Here is a 16,840-nt window from a genome sequence, read left to right as displayed (position 1 = left end):
CTTGGCCCCTCCCATTCTGAAACTCGACGACATCTTTCTGAGCTTCGGCGGTGCGCCGTTGCTCGCCGGTGCCGGCCTGCAGGTGGAGCCGGGCGACAAGATCTGCCTTGTCGGACGCAATGGTTCCGGCAAGTCGACGCTGTTGAAGATCGCCGCCGGTCTCGTCGAAGCGCAATCGGGCGAAGTCTTCCGTCATCCGTCGTCGACCGTGCGCTATCTTGAGCAGGCACCTGATTTTGCCGGTTACAAGACGGTGGCGGCCTATGCCGAGGCCGGTCTTGGGCCTGGCGATGATCCCTATCGCGTCACCTATCTGCTCTCTCATCTCGGCCTGACCGGCGAAGAGGATCCGAAGAACCTTTCCGGCGGTGAAGCGCGCCGCGCGGCACTGGCGCGCGTTCTGGCGCCCGAACCGGATATCCTGCTGCTCGACGAGCCGACGAACCATTTGGACTTGCCGACCATCGAATGGCTGGAAGGCGAGCTGCAGAAGAGCCGCAGCGCGCTCGTTCTGATCTCGCACGACCGGCGTTTCCTGGAGAAGGTTTCGACCGCGACCGTCTGGCTCGATCGCGGCACTTCGCGTCGTCTGGACAGGGGCTTTGGCCATTTCGAAGCCTGGCGCGACCAGGTGCTGGAAGCCGAAGAGCTGGAGCAGCACAAGCTCGGCAAGCAGATCGAGCGCGAAGAGCACTGGCTGCGCTACGGCGTGACGGCGCGGCGCAAGCGCAACATGCGCCGGCTCGGCGAATTACAGGATATGCGCTCGCGCTATCGCGGTCACAAAGGCGCTTTGGGCACGGTACAGGCGGCTGCTTCCGATGCGCAGGAAAGCGGCAAGCTGGTGATCGAGGCGGACAAGATCACCAAGTCCTATAATGAGCGGGTCATCGTCGCGCCGTTCTCGATCCGCGTACATCGCGGCGATTGCATCGGCCTCGTCGGCCCGAACGGCGCCGGCAAGACGACGCTTCTGAAGATGCTGACCGGGCAGCTGGAGCCGGATAGCGGCACTGTAAAGCTCGGCACCAATCTGGAAATCGCCACCCTCGACCAGAAGCGCGAGGAGCTGAACCCGGAAGATACGCTCGCCAACTATCTGACCGACGGTCGCGGCGAGAACCTGCTCGTCAATGGTGAGCAGCGGCATGTGACCGGCTATATGAAGGAATTCCTGTTCCAGCCGGAGCAGGCGCGCACGCCGATCAGGAACCTCTCCGGCGGCGAACGCGCGCGGCTGATGCTGGCCCGTATCCTGTCGCGGCCGACCAATCTTTTGATCCTCGACGAACCGACGAACGATCTCGACATCGAGACGCTCGACCTGCTGCAGGAAATCGTCTCCGGCTTTGCCGGTACGGTCATCCTCGTCAGCCACGATCGCGATTTCCTCGACCGTACCGTGACCTCGACGATCGCGCCCGCCGATCCGGAAGAGCCCGACGGGCGCTGGATCGAATATGCCGGCGGCTATTCCGACATGCTCGCTCAGCGCAAGGGGGCAATCGAGGAGCGCAAGCGGGCGGAAAAAGCAGCCGAAAAGCCGAAATTGGCCGAAGCTACAGCGCCGGCCGGCGAGAGCTCGAAGGGAAAGGGCAAACTTTCCTACAAGCAGAAATTTGCGCTCGAAAACCTGCCGAAGGAAATGGCGAAGGCGGAAGCCGAGATTGCCGCGCGCGAAAAGAAAATGGCCGATCCGAACCTCTTTTCCAAGGATCCCACAACCTTCAACCGCCTTGCGGCGGAAATGGAAAAGCTGCGCGAAAGCCTGATCAAGATGGAAGAGGAATGGCTGGAGCTCGAAATGCTGCGCGAGGAGCTGGAGGGCTGATGTTTCTATCGGCTCATCCTATGCGCGTCTTTACTATCCAGTAAAAACAATCGGTTGCGCTCGATCGCTGGCGGTTCATTCCCTGTTGTCGAATCCGATAAACCGTTTATACATAAACGCATGTTGCCGGACCACGCTCCGGTTGATACCCCCGGGCCGGCGCGGCCCGTGGCGCATGTTGGGGAAGTGCGAAGCGACCTGGTTTCACCGCGCCTGATGGCGACAGGTTCTTCGCGGAAAGTTGCAGACAAATTTCGTGAGCGTACCGTAATGACGGCGCCTGCTGCCGCATGCGGTTTTTCAAGGGGTGCTTCATGCCGATGCTGCCGCGTGCCGTCTTGTTGAGCTGTGTTATTGCCGTTTTATCGAGTGCCCAGGCGCTTGCGCAGGGTGCGCCGCCGGCACCGCCCGTTACGGTCGCCAAACCTGTCGTTCGCGATGTCGTCGATAGCGACGAGTTCATCGGGCGCTTCCAGGCGGTCGATGAGGTTTCCGTGCGCTCGCGGGTCGGCGGTTACCTGCAGGAGGTGCATTTCCAGGACGGCGCGATCGTCAAGCAGGGAGATCTACTTTTTGTCATCGACCAGCGGCCCTTCATCACCACGCTGAACGAGGCGACCGCCTCGCTGGAAGTGGCAAAATCGTCGCTGACGCTTGCTGATGCGCAATATAAGCGGGCGGAATCCCTGTCGACGACGGGCAGCCAGTCGGCTTCGACGCTCGATGATCGACGCCGCGATCTCATTTCGGCGCAGGCGAATGTGCGCGGTGCGCAGGCGACGGTCGATCGCGCCAATCTGGACATGGATTTCACCAGGATTACCGCGCCGCTCAGCGGCCGTATCGACCGGCGGCTGATCTCGGTCGGCAATCTCGTACAGGCTGATCAGACCGTGCTGACGACCATTGTGTCGCTCGATCCCATCGATTTCTATTTCGATGTCGATGAGCGCCGGCTGCTCTCCTACGCTGACGAGGCCCGCAAGAATGGCAGCGCCCTGCAGCAGGGCGGTGGCGGTCTCGATGTGACCGTGACGATTGCCGATTCCAAGCAGAAGCCCTTCAAGGGCAAGCTCGATTTCGCGGAAAACCGTGTCGACAACGAGACCGGAACGATCCGCGTCCGTGCCCGCTTTCCCAATCCCAATCTCGTTCTGCAACCCGGCCTTTTCGGACGTATTCAGGTGCAGGGGTCCAACAGCTACAAGGCGATCCTCGTGCCGGATGAAGCCATCGGTTCGGATCAGAACCAGCGCGTCGTCTATACCGTCGATACCGCCGGCAACATCACGCCGAAATCCGTGCGTCTCGGGCCGAAGCTCTATGGCTATCGCGTCATCCGCGACGGCATGAGCGGCGACGAGACCATTGTCGTCAACGGGCTGATGCGTATCCGGCCCGGCGTCAAGGTGACGCCCCAGCTGATCGAGCTGCCGCAGCAGGCGACGAATGACGAGCCGCCGGCCCAGGCCGATGCACAGGGGACGAGCCAATGAGGTTTTCCCACTTCTTCGTCGATCGGCCGATCTTTGCATCGGTCCTATCCATCGTGCTGCTGATCGTCGGCGGCATCGCCTATTTCCAGCTGCCGGTGGCGCAATATCCCGAAGTCGCGCCGCCGACCATCGTTGTGCGTACCTCCTATCCGGGTGCCGACGCGCAGACCATAGCCGATACGGTGGCGACGCCGATCGAACAGGAAATCAACGGCGTCGAGGACATGCTCTATATGTCCTCCTATTCCAGCGCTGACGGCTCCATGGCGCTGACGATCACTTTCAAGCTCGGCACCGATCTCGACAAGGCACAGGTGCTGGTGCAGAACCGCGTCGCCATTGCCGAACCGCGACTGCCCGATGATGTCCGCCGCATCGGCATCACGACGGTCAAGAGCTCGCCCGACCTGATGATGGTTGTGCATCTCCTCTCGCCGAACAATCGCTACGACCAGCTCTATATTTCCAACTATGCCCGTACGCGCATCCGCGATCTTCTCGTTCGTCTCGATGGCGTCGGCGACGTCCAACTCTTCGGCGAGCGCCAATATTCGCTGCGCATCTGGCTGGATCCAGAAAAGCTCGCCGCCTACGGCATGACCGCCGGCGACATCGTTCAGGCGCTTCGCGATCAGAACGTGCAGGTTTCCGGCGGTACGATTGGCGGGCCACCGGTGTCCGGCACCAACGCGTTCCAATATACCGTCACCACGCAGGGGCGTTTTTCCGATGCGCGGCAATTCCGCTATGTCATCGTGAAGGCGACGGGCAACGGTCGTCTCGTGCAGCTGCAGGATGTCGCCCGCATCGAGCTCGGCGCGCAGGACTACGTCACCAACAGCTATCTGAACGGCAGCCCGGCGGTGGCGCTCGGCGTCTTCGCACGCCCGGGCACGAACGCGCTCGATGCCGCCGCCGATATTCAAAAGACGATGGAAAGCCTGGCGCAGGATTTCCCGCAGGGGCTCGAATATCGCATCATCTATAACCCCACGGAGTTCATCGCCGAATCCATCCATGAGGTCTACAAGACGATCTTCGAGGCAGCTATCCTCGTTGCCATCGTCGTGCTGGTCTTCCTCCAGTCCTGGCGGACGGCGATCATTCCAATTGTCGCCATACCGGTATCGCTGATCGGTACCTTCGCCTTCCTGCTGGCTTTCGGCTTCTCGCTGAACATGCTGACGCTGTTCGGCCTGGTGCTCGCCATCGGCATTGTCGTCGATGACGCGATCGTTGTCGTTGAGAATGTCGAGCGAAACCTCGCGCTCGGCATGACGCCAAAAGAGGCGTCGCATGTGACGATGAACGAGGTGGGTACGGCGGTTCTGGCAATCTCGCTGGTGCTAATCGCCGTCTTCGTGCCGACAGCCTTTATCCCCGGCATCTCAGGCCAATTCTACCGGCAGTTCGCGGTGACGATTTCGGTCGCGACGGCGATTTCGTGCCTGAACTCGCTGACGCTCTCGCCGGCGATCGCCGCGATCGTGCTGCGGCCGCATAGCCACAAGAAATCCAACAACATCTTCGCGCGCTTCGGCCGTGGGCTAGGCGATGGGTTCAACCGCGGCTTCGAGCGGATGAGCAGCGGCTATTCGTGGATCATCCGGCACCTTGTGACGACCTGGGCGGCGCTTGCCTGTGCACTTCTCGTCTTCGCAGGGTTGCTCGCGGGAACCTGGTATATGGGCAGGATCGTCCCGCAAGGCTTCGTTCCAACCATGGATCAGGGCTATGCCATTGTCGTCGTGCAACTGCCTGACGGCGCGTCGCTTGCGCGCACCAATGCCGTCATCCAGAAGGCGACCGATATCATCAGCAAGACGCCTGGTATCGCCAATGCCGTCGCCTTCGCCGGCTTCAATGGTGCGACTTTCACCAATGCCTCGAATTCGGGTGTCATCTTCACGCCGTTCAAGCCATTCGAGGAACGGTTGAAAACCGGAGATTCGGCGACCAAGATCATCGGCCAGCTCTTCGGCAGCCTGCAAGGTATCCAGGAAGCCTTCATTATCGCCATTCCGCCGCCTTCGATCCGCGGCGTCGGCAATTCCGGCGGCTTCAAGATGCAGATCATGGACCGGGAAAATCCGGACATGCGCCGCATCCTGCCGCTCGCCTATCAGATGATGGGCGCTGCCGCACAGAACAAGGGCGTCAGCGGCGTCTTCACCACCTTCTCCGCCAACAGCCCGCAATATTTCCTGGCATCGACCGTGATAAGGCGCGCGCACTCAATGTGCCGATCCCGAATATCTTCGAGACGCTGTCGATCAACCTCGGCACATCCTATGTCAACGACTTCAACGCCTTCGGCCGCGTCTACCAGGTGCGGGCGCAGGCCGATCAGCAATATCGCATGGATCGCGAGGACATTCTGGCGCTGAAGGTGCGCTCGGCGACGGGCGCGCTGGTGCCGCTCGGCACGCTGGTCGATATCCGCGACACGACCGGGCCGGCGCTCGTCCAGCGCTACAACATGTATGTCTCGGTCCCCCTGCAGGGCAATCCGGGGCCGGGGGTTTCCACGGGTACGGCACTCGACACCATGGAGGGGCTGGCCAAGAACCTCTTGCCCTCGGGCACGACCTTCGAATGGACCGAACTCGCCTATCAGGAAAAGCATACCGGCAATACGGCGATCTATATTTTCGCCCTATCGGTCATCTTCGTCTTCCTGGCGCTGTCGGCGCAGTATGAAAGCTGGATCCTGCCGCTTGCGATCATCCTCATCGTGCCGCTGGCGGTACTGGCGGCGCTGATCGGCGTGCATCTGAGAGGAATGGACAACAATATCCTGACGCAGATCGGGCTAATCGTGCTGATCGGCCTTGCGGCCAAGAACGCAATCCTGATCGTAGAATTTGCCCGGCAGGCGCAGGCAGAGGGAAAGAGCGCCGTCGAGGCGGCCATCGAGGCCAGCCACCTACGTCTGCGTCCGATCCTGATGACGGCCTTCGCCTTCATCTTCGGCGTCGTGCCGCTGATGGTTGCGACAGGCCCTGGCGCGGAAATGCGCCAGTCCCTCGGTACCGCCGTCTTCTCCGGCATGCTGGGCGTTACGCTGTTCGGCCTGTTCCTCACGCCGGTCTTTTATGTCGTCCTGCGCAGGCGGCGCAAGCAGGCGGAAGCCGCGCAGGAGCCCTCGGCCACAGATGCCGCAGCACAATGATATCTAACAGAGGAGAGGCCGAGCGTTTCACGGGAACCGCTCGGCCTCTTTATCTGGCTGCTTTCAGGCGATGCCAGACGCAAAGCGGTTCGATGCTTTTTCGCTGATTGCTTTAGAGATGCGGATTGCGCGGCCTATATTTCTTGACCAGCCGCTGATTGGTTTCCTTGGCGCCTGGCATGTTGGCGCTGAGGTAGACGGGTGGATTGCCATCTTTACAGAGTTCGGCGGCGACATCAGCGAAGATGGCGTTCAGCACCGTCGCGCCGACGGCTGTTGAGGCTGGCCCGACCTTCAGCTCCGTACCCGACAGCTCTATCATCGCGTCACCGGGCGGCAGGCCGTTGTCCAGCACGATATCGGCGATATCGGCGAGCTTTCTGCGTCCATTGGCGATGGCGGCCGAATAAGCGAGCGACGTGATGGCGATGACCGTTGCGCCGATCTCGCGGCCATAATCCGCCGCCTCGATCGGTGCTGCGTTGACGCCGGAATTAGAGGCGATGATCAGCACGTCGCCCGGCTGCATGCCATAGCGCTCGAAGACTGGGCGGATAAGGCCTTCGGTGCGTTCATAGACCGAACTGATGACGGCGCCTTCATGCAGCATGGCGGAGCCCACGAGCACGGGAATGGTGAAGGCGAGGCCGCCGGCGCGATAATGCACCTCTTCGGCCAGCATGTGCGAATGGCCGGTGCCGAAGACATAGACGCGGCGGTCGGCGCGTGCGGCGGCACAGATGGCAGCCGAAGCCTTGGACATGGGCTCCGCCAGCGTTTCGCGCAGGGTCTCCAACCGACCAATGAGAGCAGAGAAATAGTTGTCCGTGACTGCGCTCATGCCGAGCTTCCTCATACGCTGTGTCAGGCCGAAGCTTGACCTGAGATCCATGTTTCCGTGACTTCGATGCCGTCGTTTATGTGAACGAGATCGGCACGCATTCCCGGCGCCAAATGGCCGCGATCGGCAAGCCGGAGGAAGCGGGCAGGGTAGGAGGTCGCCATGCGCAGGGCTTCAGCCAATGGCAGCTCGAGAATATTGACGCCATAGCGAATGGTCGAGGCCATATCGACATCCGAGCCTGCCAGCGTGCCATCATCGAGCGTCAGCTTGGAGCAATAGCCGCCCTGGGTGCGATAGACCGTGCGGCCATTCAGCGTGAAACTCGGAAGATCGGTGCCGACGAGCGACATGGCATCGGTGACGAAGAACAGACGGCCCTCACCGCGTTTCGCGCGCAGTGCAACCCTGAGCGCCGTCGGCTCGACGTGATGACCATCTGCGATGATGCCGCACCAGGGGGCGGGATGGTCGATCGCTGCACCGACGAGGCCGGGCGCACGATGGCCCATCTGGCTCATGGCATTGAAAAGGTGGGTGACGCCGCGGGCACCGGCATCGAAGCGCGCATCGGCGGCTTCAGCCGTGCAATCGCTATGGCCGATGCTGACGATGACGCCGCCTTCGGCGAGCGCCTGCACCTGCCGCTCCGTTACCTGTTCGGCCGCCATGGTGACCAGCAGCGTGCCGATCGCCTCGCGGGCGCGGATGAAAGTCTTGACGTCGCTGTCTTCGACCGGACGCATCAGTTCGGCCAGATGCGCACCCTTGCGGGCCGGTGCCAGATGCGGGCCTTCCAGATGCAGGCCGGCGACGCCGCGATTAGCTTTTACGGCCTCGACGGCCGCTTCGATCGCCGCCGTCGTTGCGGCTGCGACATCGGTTATCAGCGTCGGCAGCACCGATGTCGTGCCGTAAGGGCGATGCCCTTCGGCGATCATGTACATGGACGCCGGCGAGGGCTCGTCATTCAGCATGCGGCCGCCGCCGCCGTTGACCTGCGCGTCGATGAAGCCCGGAGAGAGAACGCCGCCCTTCAGCTGAATGGTTTCGGCATTATCGGGCACATCGTTGATACCGGTGATGGCATGGATGCGGCCATTGCCGATCACCAACGCGCTATCCTCGTGAAACCGGTCGCCATCGAAGATGCGGGCGCCGGTAAAGACCTTGTAGTCCATCACATGGTCTCCGTTACCTTGAGAAGATTAGCCGGCTTATCCGGGTCGAAGCCCTTGCGGCGGGTCACCGACTCGATGAGGCGATAGTAGCACAGCAGCGACACGAGCGGGTCGAGCAGGCCGTTGCCTGTCGTCGGCATGCGCAGGTTGATGCCGGCAAGCGGCGCGGTCGAGAAGGAGACGGCGGTGGCGCCGAGCTTCTGGAGCCGTTCCAGCGCCTTGGCATTGTTAGCGAAGGCTGCGTCGTCGGGCGAAAAGGCGACGATCGGGAAGCCCGGCTGTACGAGGCGCATCGGCCCGTGCATGAGTTCGGCGAGCGAGAAGGCTTCGGCATGAAGGCCGGCGGTTTCCTTGGCCTTCAAGGCCGCTTCGAGCGCAATGGCGAAAGCCGGGCCGCGGCCGCCGGTATAGAGCGAGGAGGCGTCGAAGAGCACATCTTCGGCCGCCCTGCCGTCGATGCCCGAGGTCGCGGCAAGCGCCTCCGGCAGCTTGGCAAGACCATCGATCAGCGCCTTGTCCTGCGACACTGCAGCCGTGACACCGGCAAGAGCGGCAACCGAGGCGATGAAGGATTTGGTCGCGGCGACGCTCTGTTCCTTGCCGGCGTTCAGGCCGAGCACGATGTCGGCTTCCTTGGCGAGCGGACTGTCGGTGACGTTGACGACGGCGATCGTCGTTGCGCCACCCTTCTTTGCGGCGGCCTGCATGGCGATGATATCGGGGCTGCCGCCGGACTGGGAGACCGTGAAGTGAATGCCGCCCTTCAGGTGCAGCGGAGCGCCATAAACAGAAGCGATCGACGGGCCGACGGAAGCGACCGGGATACCGCAGGAGATTTCGAAGAGATATTTGAAGAAGGTGGCGGCGTGGTCGGACGAGCCGCGCGCGGCCGTCGTGATCAGGGATGGGCGACCGGTCGAGAAGAGCTTCGCGATCTCGGCAAAAGCAGGCTTTTCTTTTTCAAGCAGCGTCGCAACCACCTCAGGCGATTGGCCGGCTTCCGTCAGCATCAGGGATTGGGTCTCGCTCATAGGTCATCTCCAATTCTCAATTCAGCAACAAAATCATAGGCATCGCCGCGGTAATGCGAGCGGGTATATTCAACAACGCGCTGGTCCGCGAGGCGGGAGACACGCTCGATCAGAAGCGCGGGCGCTCCGGCCTTCACGGTCAGGATCGAGGCGGAGGTTGGGTCGAGCGTCACGGCGGTCAGCCTCTGCTGGGCGCGGACGGGCTTGAAGCCTTTGGCGGCCAGGGCGTCATAAAGCGATCCCTCGGATATGGCCTCCTCACCCAGGAACTTGATGGGAACGACGGCGCGCTCGATGGCGAGCGGCTGGCCATCCGCCAGACGCAGTCGATCGAGCCGCAACACGGGCTCATCAAGGCCGAGGCCGAGCAGGAAGGATTCCTCCGGCGCGGGCGCGCTAACAGTGCGGGACAGGATGCGCGCTGCGGGTTCGCGGCCGCGCGATCGCATGTCTGCGGAAAAGGAGGACAGCCGCCAGAGCGGCTGCTCGATGCGCTCCACATGCTGCGAGACGAAGGTGCCGCTGCCGTGGCGGGATTCGATGACGCCTGAAGTGAGCAGGTCGCGATAGGCCGTTCGCACGGTAACGCGGCCGATTTCCAGTGCGCTGGCGAGATCGCGCTCCCCCGGAAGTGCCGTGCCCGGTTTCAGTAGGCCCTCTTGGATCAGACCCGTCAGCGCTTGTGCCAGGCGCTTGTATAGCGGGCCGCTACCAGCCCCGTCGCTGAGGCCGCGATTGGTCAGTTCGGCGATCAAACTGGTTCTATCCATAGCCGTCATATAGAACCTATTTAGAACCAATTCACAAGATGAATCTGTCCGCAGTGCAAAAAAGAATCGGCCGGGCGCTTTGGACGCCCGGCCGATTTTCAAGTGAGCAAGGCACGCCCGGCTCTAGTTCTTGGTGAAGATGTAATCCGTTTCCTGCCGCAATACCTCGCCCGGGCGGAGCACGGCATTGGGGAAGCCTTCGTGGTTGATGGCGTCGGGCCAGACCTGCGTTTCCAGGCAGAAACCGGCAAACGGGCCGATCTTGCGGCCGTCATGACCTGGAACCGGCACATCGAGCTTGAAGCCGGCATAGAACTGCACGCCGGGCTCGGTGGTGCGCACTTCGAGCGAGACACCGGAATTAACGCTGCGGGCGAGCACGACGGAACGCTTGGCGGTGCGTTCGCTAGAGAGGCAGAAATTATGGTCGTAGAGCGCCTGCTCGCCTCCTTCGAAGCGCTTCATCGGCGACATCTCGCGGAAATCGAAGGCCGTGCCTTCGACGGAGCGGATTTCCCCTGTCGGTATCTGCTTGTCATCGGTCGGCGTGTAGTGATCGGCGGCGATCATGATGTCGTGGCCGAGCGCATCGTCGCGGCCGTCGAGGTTGAAATAGGCGTGCTGGCAGACATTGGCGAGCGTCGGCTGATCGGTGGTCGATTCATAGGTGACCGACAGTTCGCCATTGCCATGCACGCGATAGGTCGCCTGGATCGTGCAGTTGCCGGGATAGCCGGCGCGGCCATCGGGATCGACAATCTTCAGGACGACGCGGTCGGTATCGTGCTCGACGATGGTCCAGTTGCGCTTGGCGATATTGTCCTTGCCGCCGTGCAGATGGGTGACGCCCTTTTCATTGAGCTCCAGCTGATAATGCTTGCCGTCGAGCGTGAAGCGGCCAGCGCCGATGCGGTTGGCGCAGCGGCCGGGCGTGGCGCCGAAATAGGAGGAGTGGAGGGGATAATCGGCGAAATTGTCGAAGCCGAGCAGAAGCGAGGGCTCGTGGCCGTCAAGGCGCAGATCCTGGATGACCGCCCCCCAGGACATGATATGGGCGGTCAGGCCGCCACCGACGATTTTGACGCGATAGACGGTATCCCCATCGGCCGTCGTCCCAAAATGTTCCCGCTGCAAAGTGCTTTCCGTCATATCAGCTCATCCATTGCTTTTGAGTATGCGAGGCCAGACCCTGCCCCCATTCGCGCCATTCCGCAACCAGTTCGATGGCGAAATTTAGAGGTGAGCAGAGGGGGATCAAGACTTGCTCTGGCTTTCCATATCGGTTCCGGAACCGCCAAACTGCGCCGTAAATGTGCAGAGCGCACGGCAGGTGATTCATCATCAGTGGCTATTTGGGGCCTGATGAGGATATTCGCTTAGCAACAATCCCGCTGAAAATACACCTGCCGCTCAAGTTGTTGCTAGCGTTAGATGCGAGTGGTAGCGTGAGGTCGGCTGATGCCAAATTCTGGGAATATCAAATGAACATGAAGGCTGCCAAAATCCGCAACACAGAACGCGGCTTCCATTCAATCGAGGAGGCGACGGTTCTCGCGCTCGACAGAGCGGCTACCGCTCTGGAGCATGGTGATCAAGTTGGTATTTCAACCGGCGTAGCTGCATTTGACAATAGGATGAAGGGTCTCCAACGTTCCGACTTAACAATCCTCGCCGGTGGCCTTGGTGTGGGCAAGACATCCTTAGCAACTAATATCGCATACAATATCGCCTCCACCTATGAGCGAAAAGCCCACGTGAGCGATGCACCAAAGGTGAGGAGAGGTGGTGTCGTTGGTTTCTATTCATTGGCGATGTCGGCTGAAGAACTGGCGACACGCATTATCTCCGAACAGACGAGCGTTCCGGTGTCGAGAATTAGGCGCGGCGACATTACGGAAGTCGAATTTGAAAAACTTGTTGCCTGTTCACAAGAAATGCAGAAGGTTCCGCTTTATATCGACGAGACTGGCGGCATTTCGGTCGCTCAGCTCTCTGCGCGTGCGCGCCGCCTGAAGCGCCAGCGTGGACTTGATGTTCTAATTATCGACTATCTCCAACTATTGCTTCCACGACAGGGAGGCGGGAGAGATCATGAAGTCGCAGAATTAGCCCAAATTATCAGCGGACTAAAATCTCTGGCTAACGAAATCGACATTTCAATACTGGTCGTTTTTGAAATACATGATGCCGGGACACCTGAATATACCCGGGATATGAGGTTCCTACACGCTGAGCTCGATAAGAGAACTGTTGACTATGCGACAATGATGGGAAGACCGGCAAATGCGGATGCCGTCGAAATCTCTTTTTTGGATACGGGGCAAGTGGGTTCAACCGGCGCCGTTTTTAATTATGGTGTCGAACACGCCGACCCTGAGAGCCTCACTATCGATTTGTCCGATTATATGGCACATAAAATGAAGGATTGGGATCAAACTATTCAGAGGATAGATGAGAACCTAAGGCGATTTCAGTTGGCTAGTGAGAGCTGAAAAATGGTTTCACTTGCTGACATGCTTAAGAAAAGCAGCGATGCTGTCCAGGTACTCGAACGGATTGACGAACTATTTAAACGGGTTGAACGTCAAGGCGCGCAAATAGTTGAACTCCAATCCGAGGTCACCGTCCTCAAGACTTTACTTGATGAGCGAACCAAATCGCTAGAGAGACTGATAACAGAACGCGGCAATACAATAAGGGCCGAGGTTGCCAGCGAAGCGCTCGAGACCCTTGGAGATAAGCTCTACGATCTCAATGATCGATTTAATGAGAAGCTTGTTGGTCTAGAGAAGCGGTTTACAAAATCCATCGAAGAACGCTAAACGCGAACGCGCCGTACGCAGTGTTCAGCGCGACAATTCCCGCGTCGCCCTTTCCAGCCCGCCCAGCGTCAGAGGGTACATGCGCTCGCTCATCAGGCGGCGGATCATCGAGATCGAGGTCGTGTGGCCCCAATAGCTTTCCGGCACCGGATTGATCCAGATGCATTTGCGGAAATGGCCGGTCATTCGGGCGAGCCAGGCCTCCCCAGCCTCCTTGTTCCAGTGCTCCACCGAGCCGCCGGCTTGAGTGATCTCGTAGGGGCTCATGGATGCGTCGCCGACGAAGACGACGCGGTAGTCGGGACCGAAGGTGCGGATGAGATCCGTCGTCGCCGTGATGTCGACGCGCCGGCGGCGATTGTCCTTCCACACGCCCTCGTAGAGGCAGTTGTGAAAGTAGAAATACTCCATGTGGCGGAACTCCGCGCGGGCGGCGGAGAAGAGTTCTTCGACGACGCGGATATGGTCGTCCATCGAGCCGCCGACATCGAAGAACATCAGCAGCTTCACGGCGTTGCGGCGCTCCGGCCGTGTCTGGACATCGAGATAGCCATGTTCGGCGGTGGAGCGGATGGTGCCGGAAAGATCCAGTTCTTCGGCGGCGCCTTCGCGTACCCAGCGGCGCAGGCGTTTCAGCGCTACCTTGATGTTGCGGGTGCCAAGCTCCACGCCATCGTCGAGATTCCTGAAGTCGCGTCGATCCCAGACTTTTACCGCGCGGCGGTGGCGCGAGGTTTCCTGACCGATGCGCACGCCTTCTGGGTTATAGCCATAGGCGCCGAAGGGCGAGGTGCCTGCCGTGCCGATCCATTTCGAGCCGCCCTGATGCCGGCCCGTCTGCTCGGCCAGCCGCTCGCGCAGCGTCTCCATCAGCTTGTCGAAGCCACCGATCGCCTCGATCTGCCGTCTTTCCTCTTCGGTCAGATGCCGCTCGGCGAGCTTGCGCAGCCATTCCTCGGGAAGGACGGCCGGCTCCGCCGCTTCTCCATCGGCATTGCCGCCGATCGCCTCGACGCCACGAAAGTAATCGGCGAAGACCTGGTCGAAACGGTCGATGAAGCGTTCGTCCTTGATCAGCGTCGCGCGCGCCAGATAGTAGAAGGCCTCGACGTCGTATTCGGCGATCCCTTCTTCCATTCCTTCAAGCAGCGACAGGAATTCCCGGAGCGTCACCGGAACCTTCGCTTCCTTCAGCTTCAGGAAGAAGGGAATGAACAAGCCTCAAATCCTTTCCTGGCCGATCTCCTCCAGATCATATGGCGTGGTCTGATAGATCTCGTTGATCCAGTTGCCGAAGAACAGATGCGCGTGGCTGCGCCACCGGTTCTGCGGCGGGATCTCAGGGTCGTTATGCGGGAAGTAGTTGTGCGGCATCTTGATCGGCACGCCGGCATTCACATCCCGGAAATACTCATCCGCTAGAGAGGTGGAATCATACTCCACGTGATTGAACATGTAGAGCCGGTTGCATGCCTGTTCATGCACGAGGCAGACGCCCATTTCGCTCGAATCCATCAGTATTTCCAGACCAGGCACCTTTTCGATGTCGGCGCGGCGCACTTCGGTCCAGCGCGAGACCGGAATGGCGAAATCGTCGGAGAAGCCGTTGAGATAGACCGAGGAGGGCTTCAGGTTCTGATGGCGGTAGATGCCGAAGGCCTTCTCCGTCAGCGTATATTTCGGCACTTTGTGGAAATGGTAGATCGCTGCCATCGCACCCCAGCAGACGTTCATCGTCGAATGGACGTTGGTCGTCGTCCAATCCAAGATCTCCTGCATCTCGTTCCAGTAGGTGACGTCCTCATATTCGAGCAGCTCGATCGGCGCGCCGGTTATGATGAAGCCGTCGAACTTACGATGCTTCACTTCCTCCCACGTCTCGTAGAAAGCAAGCAGATGCTCCTGCGAGGTGTTCTTGGCCTTGTGGCCGCCAACGCGCACCAGGGAAAACTCCACCTGCAGCGGCGAGGCGCCGACCAGGCGCGCCATCTGGATCTCGGTCTTGATCTTGTTCGGCATGAGGTTGAGAAGCCCGATCTGAAGGGGGCGGATATCCTGACGGAACGCCACCGTTTCGGTCATCACCCGCACACCCTCGTTCTGGAGGGTTTCAAACGCGGGGAGCGTATCGGGAATCTTGATGGGCATCTTTTCACTCGCCAAATACAAAAAAACCGGCCGCGATGAATCGCTACCGGTCCGCACGCGGCCCTTTAGCGACTTATTTAACGTGGCTGCAAGCCGGCCGGCCAAATCACCACAAGGGAAATTTCATAAACCCGACATCTCCGCGGGTCAATGGGGCAAGCGTCGGGGAAAGGCTGAGCTGAGCTTGGAGGCGCGATGTGGCCTACAGATATTCAATGAGAGCTTCCATGCCATAACCGAGGCGATGCCTGGCAGCCTCGATCGGTAGCCAGAAGAAGCGGAAGCCGATCGGGTCGCCACCGTCGAAAGGCGTCATTTCGTGGTGGAGCCAAGTGGCAGGCGCTCGCTCGGAGATACCACAGCGGAAATAGTGCCGTTGGTGATAATAATCGCGGCCGTTCTTTTCGAAACGGTAGTCGTGGACGCCCAGGGAATAGAGTTCGCGCGGCGCAAAACCGGTCTCCTCGAATTCGCGCGCTGCGGCCGCTACAATGTCCTCACCGGATTCGACAGTGCCACCAGGAACTTGGAGCTGGACGGCGGGGAAGTCTGGCTCATCGAATACCAGCAGATGCCGATCCCGAACAGCATAGATCAAAACCTTTACGGCATCGGGTTGCATTATCTACCCTGCCCACGTGCCATGAAGGCCAGCCGCTCGAAGAGGTGCACATCCTGCTCGTTCTTCAGAAGCGCGCCATGGAGTTTCGGCAATACGTTCTTCGCATCGGCGCGCAGCGTTTCTGGATCGATATCGTCTGCGACCAGCAGGCGGATCCAGTCGAGCGCTTCCGAGGTCGAGGGCTTCTTCTTCAGGCCCGGCACGTCGCGGATTTCGAAGAATTGCGTCAGTGCCGCATGGACGAGCGTCTGCTTGATGCCGGGATAGTGCACCTCGACGATGCGCGTCAGCGTCTGCATGTCGGGGAAGCGGATATAATGAAAGAAGCAGCGGCGCAGGAAGGCGTCCGGCAGCTCCTTCTCATTGTTCGAGGTGATGATGACGATCGGGCGGATCGCGGCCCGGATCGTCTCGCCGGTCTCGTAGACATGGAATTCCATGCGGTCGAGTTCCTGCAGGAGATCGTTCGGGAATTCGATATCGGCCTTGTCGATCTCGTCGATCAGCAGCACGCATTTCTGCGGCGAGGTGAATGCCTGCCAAAGCTTGCCCCGGCGGATGTAGTTGCTGACATCATGAACTCTGATGTCGCCGAGCTGGCTGTCGCGCAGGCGCGAAACCGCATCATATTCGTAGAGACCCTGCTGGGCCTTCGTCGTCGATTTGACATTCCACTCGATCAGGCCAAGGCCGAGCGCGGTGGCCACCTGGCGTGCGAGTTCGGTCTTGCCCGTACCGGGTTCGCCCTTTACGAGAAGCGGACGCTCCAGCCTTATGGCGGCATTGACGGCGACCATCAGATCCTTGTCGGCGATATAGTCGGCAGTTCCCTGAAATTGCATCGGAAGGCTTTCTCAATTTTTCAAGCGCAAGCTAATTGCTGGCCTTATTCGGTTTAAGACGCGAAACCGTGTATATAGGAATGT

The 16,840-nt window shown here is 60.1% G+C and carries 12 protein-coding genes, 2 pseudogenes and 1 riboswitch; of the genes and pseudogenes, 5 read left to right on the top strand and 9 right to left on the bottom strand.

The features are described from left to right. The first annotated feature begins 1 nt into the window (after position 1). The 3 genes and pseudogenes from ACK83U_RS15730 to ACK83U_RS15720 all read left to right on the top strand — a co-directional run bounded on the left by ACK83U_RS15730 (position 2) and on the right by ACK83U_RS15720 (position 6,499). Positions 2-1,831 (top strand): ABC-F family ATP-binding cassette domain-containing protein, encoded by a 1,830-nt coding sequence (locus tag ACK83U_RS15730; RefSeq protein ID WP_112606760.1) that lies wholly within the window; start codon positions 2-4, stop codon positions 1,829-1,831. Between the two features lie 320 nt (positions 1,832-2,151). After that, positions 2,152-3,327, top strand: a complete 1,176-nt coding sequence (locus ACK83U_RS15725; protein ID WP_412474860.1) for an efflux RND transporter periplasmic adaptor subunit — start codon at positions 2,152-2,154, stop codon at positions 3,325-3,327. Then, positions 3,324-6,499 (top strand): annotated as a pseudogene (locus tag ACK83U_RS15720) (efflux RND transporter permease subunit). Before ACK83U_RS15725 ends, ACK83U_RS15720 begins: the two are co-directional and overlap by 4 nt. Positions 6,500-6,611: 112 nt before the next feature. Here the strand turns inward: ACK83U_RS15720 and ACK83U_RS15715 are convergent. From ACK83U_RS15715 to ACK83U_RS15695, 5 genes are all read right to left on the bottom strand, one after another. Beyond that, positions 6,612-7,340, bottom strand: coding sequence for an SIS domain-containing protein (locus tag ACK83U_RS15715; RefSeq protein WP_112607040.1), 729 nt, complete (start codon positions 7,338-7,340; stop codon positions 6,612-6,614). Between the two features lie 23 nt (positions 7,341-7,363). Then, the gene (gene nagA / locus ACK83U_RS15710) at positions 7,364-8,521 is read right to left on the bottom strand and encodes an N-acetylglucosamine-6-phosphate deacetylase (RefSeq protein WP_112606756.1); all 1,158 of its coding nucleotides are present in this window, start codon (positions 8,519-8,521) and stop codon (positions 7,364-7,366) included. Beyond that, on the bottom strand, positions 8,521-9,552 hold the full coding sequence (locus ACK83U_RS15705) for an SIS domain-containing protein (RefSeq protein ID WP_112410969.1): 1,032 nt from the start codon (positions 9,550-9,552) through the stop codon (positions 8,521-8,523). Before ACK83U_RS15705 ends, nagA begins: the two co-directional genes overlap by 1 nt. Continuing rightward, positions 9,549-10,322 (bottom strand): GntR family transcriptional regulator, encoded by a 774-nt coding sequence (locus ACK83U_RS15700; protein WP_112606754.1) that lies wholly within the window; start codon positions 10,320-10,322, stop codon positions 9,549-9,551. Before ACK83U_RS15700 ends, ACK83U_RS15705 begins: the two co-directional genes overlap by 4 nt. 123 nt (positions 10,323-10,445) lie before the next feature. Continuing rightward, positions 10,446-11,471, bottom strand: a complete 1,026-nt coding sequence (locus ACK83U_RS15695; RefSeq protein ID WP_112606752.1) for an aldose epimerase family protein — start codon at positions 11,469-11,471, stop codon at positions 10,446-10,448. 371 nt (positions 11,472-11,842) lie between these two features. Here ACK83U_RS15695 and ACK83U_RS15690 point away from each other — a divergent pair. Both ACK83U_RS15690 and ACK83U_RS15685 read left to right on the top strand, forming a co-directional pair. Then, positions 11,843-12,511, top strand: a pseudogene (locus ACK83U_RS15690) (DnaB-like helicase C-terminal domain-containing protein); the annotation flags it as partial. Positions 12,512-12,817: 306 nt separating this feature from the next. Further along, a complete protein-coding gene (locus ACK83U_RS15685) occupies positions 12,818-13,144 on the top strand; it encodes a hypothetical protein (RefSeq protein ID WP_112606748.1) in 327 nt (108 codons plus the stop codon). A gap of 24 nt (positions 13,145-13,168) precedes the next feature. Here the strand turns inward: ACK83U_RS15685 and ACK83U_RS15680 are convergent, their stop codons facing one another. The 4 genes from ACK83U_RS15680 to ACK83U_RS15665 all read right to left on the bottom strand — a co-directional run bounded on the left by ACK83U_RS15680 (position 13,169) and on the right by ACK83U_RS15665 (position 16,756). Continuing rightward, complete coding sequence (locus tag ACK83U_RS15680) at positions 13,169-14,362, bottom strand: vWA domain-containing protein (RefSeq protein WP_112606746.1); 1,194 nt, start codon at positions 14,360-14,362, stop codon at positions 13,169-13,171. Positions 14,363-14,365: 3 nt separating this feature from the next. Beyond that, entirely contained in the window at positions 14,366-15,292 is a 927-nt protein-coding gene (gene metA, locus ACK83U_RS15675; RefSeq protein WP_112606744.1) for a homoserine O-acetyltransferase MetA, read from the bottom strand. Between the two features lie 45 nt (positions 15,293-15,337). After that, positions 15,338-15,415: riboswitch (SAM riboswitch) on the bottom strand. A 79-nt stretch (positions 15,416-15,494) separates the two neighbouring features. Next, complete coding sequence (locus tag ACK83U_RS15670; protein ID WP_112606742.1) at positions 15,495-15,914, bottom strand: NUDIX domain-containing protein; 420 nt, start codon at positions 15,912-15,914, stop codon at positions 15,495-15,497. After that, positions 15,914-16,756, bottom strand: a complete 843-nt coding sequence (locus tag ACK83U_RS15665) for an AAA family ATPase (RefSeq protein WP_112606740.1) — start codon at positions 16,754-16,756, stop codon at positions 15,914-15,916. Before ACK83U_RS15665 ends, ACK83U_RS15670 begins: the two co-directional genes overlap by 1 nt. Positions 16,757-16,840: the final 84 nt, after the last annotated feature.

It is taken from the genome of Rhizobium sp. WW22 (assembly GCF_047041135.1).
Lineage (GTDB): Bacteria > Pseudomonadota > Alphaproteobacteria > Rhizobiales > Rhizobiaceae > Rhizobium.
This window is presented reverse-complemented; position numbering and strand designations above follow the sequence as displayed.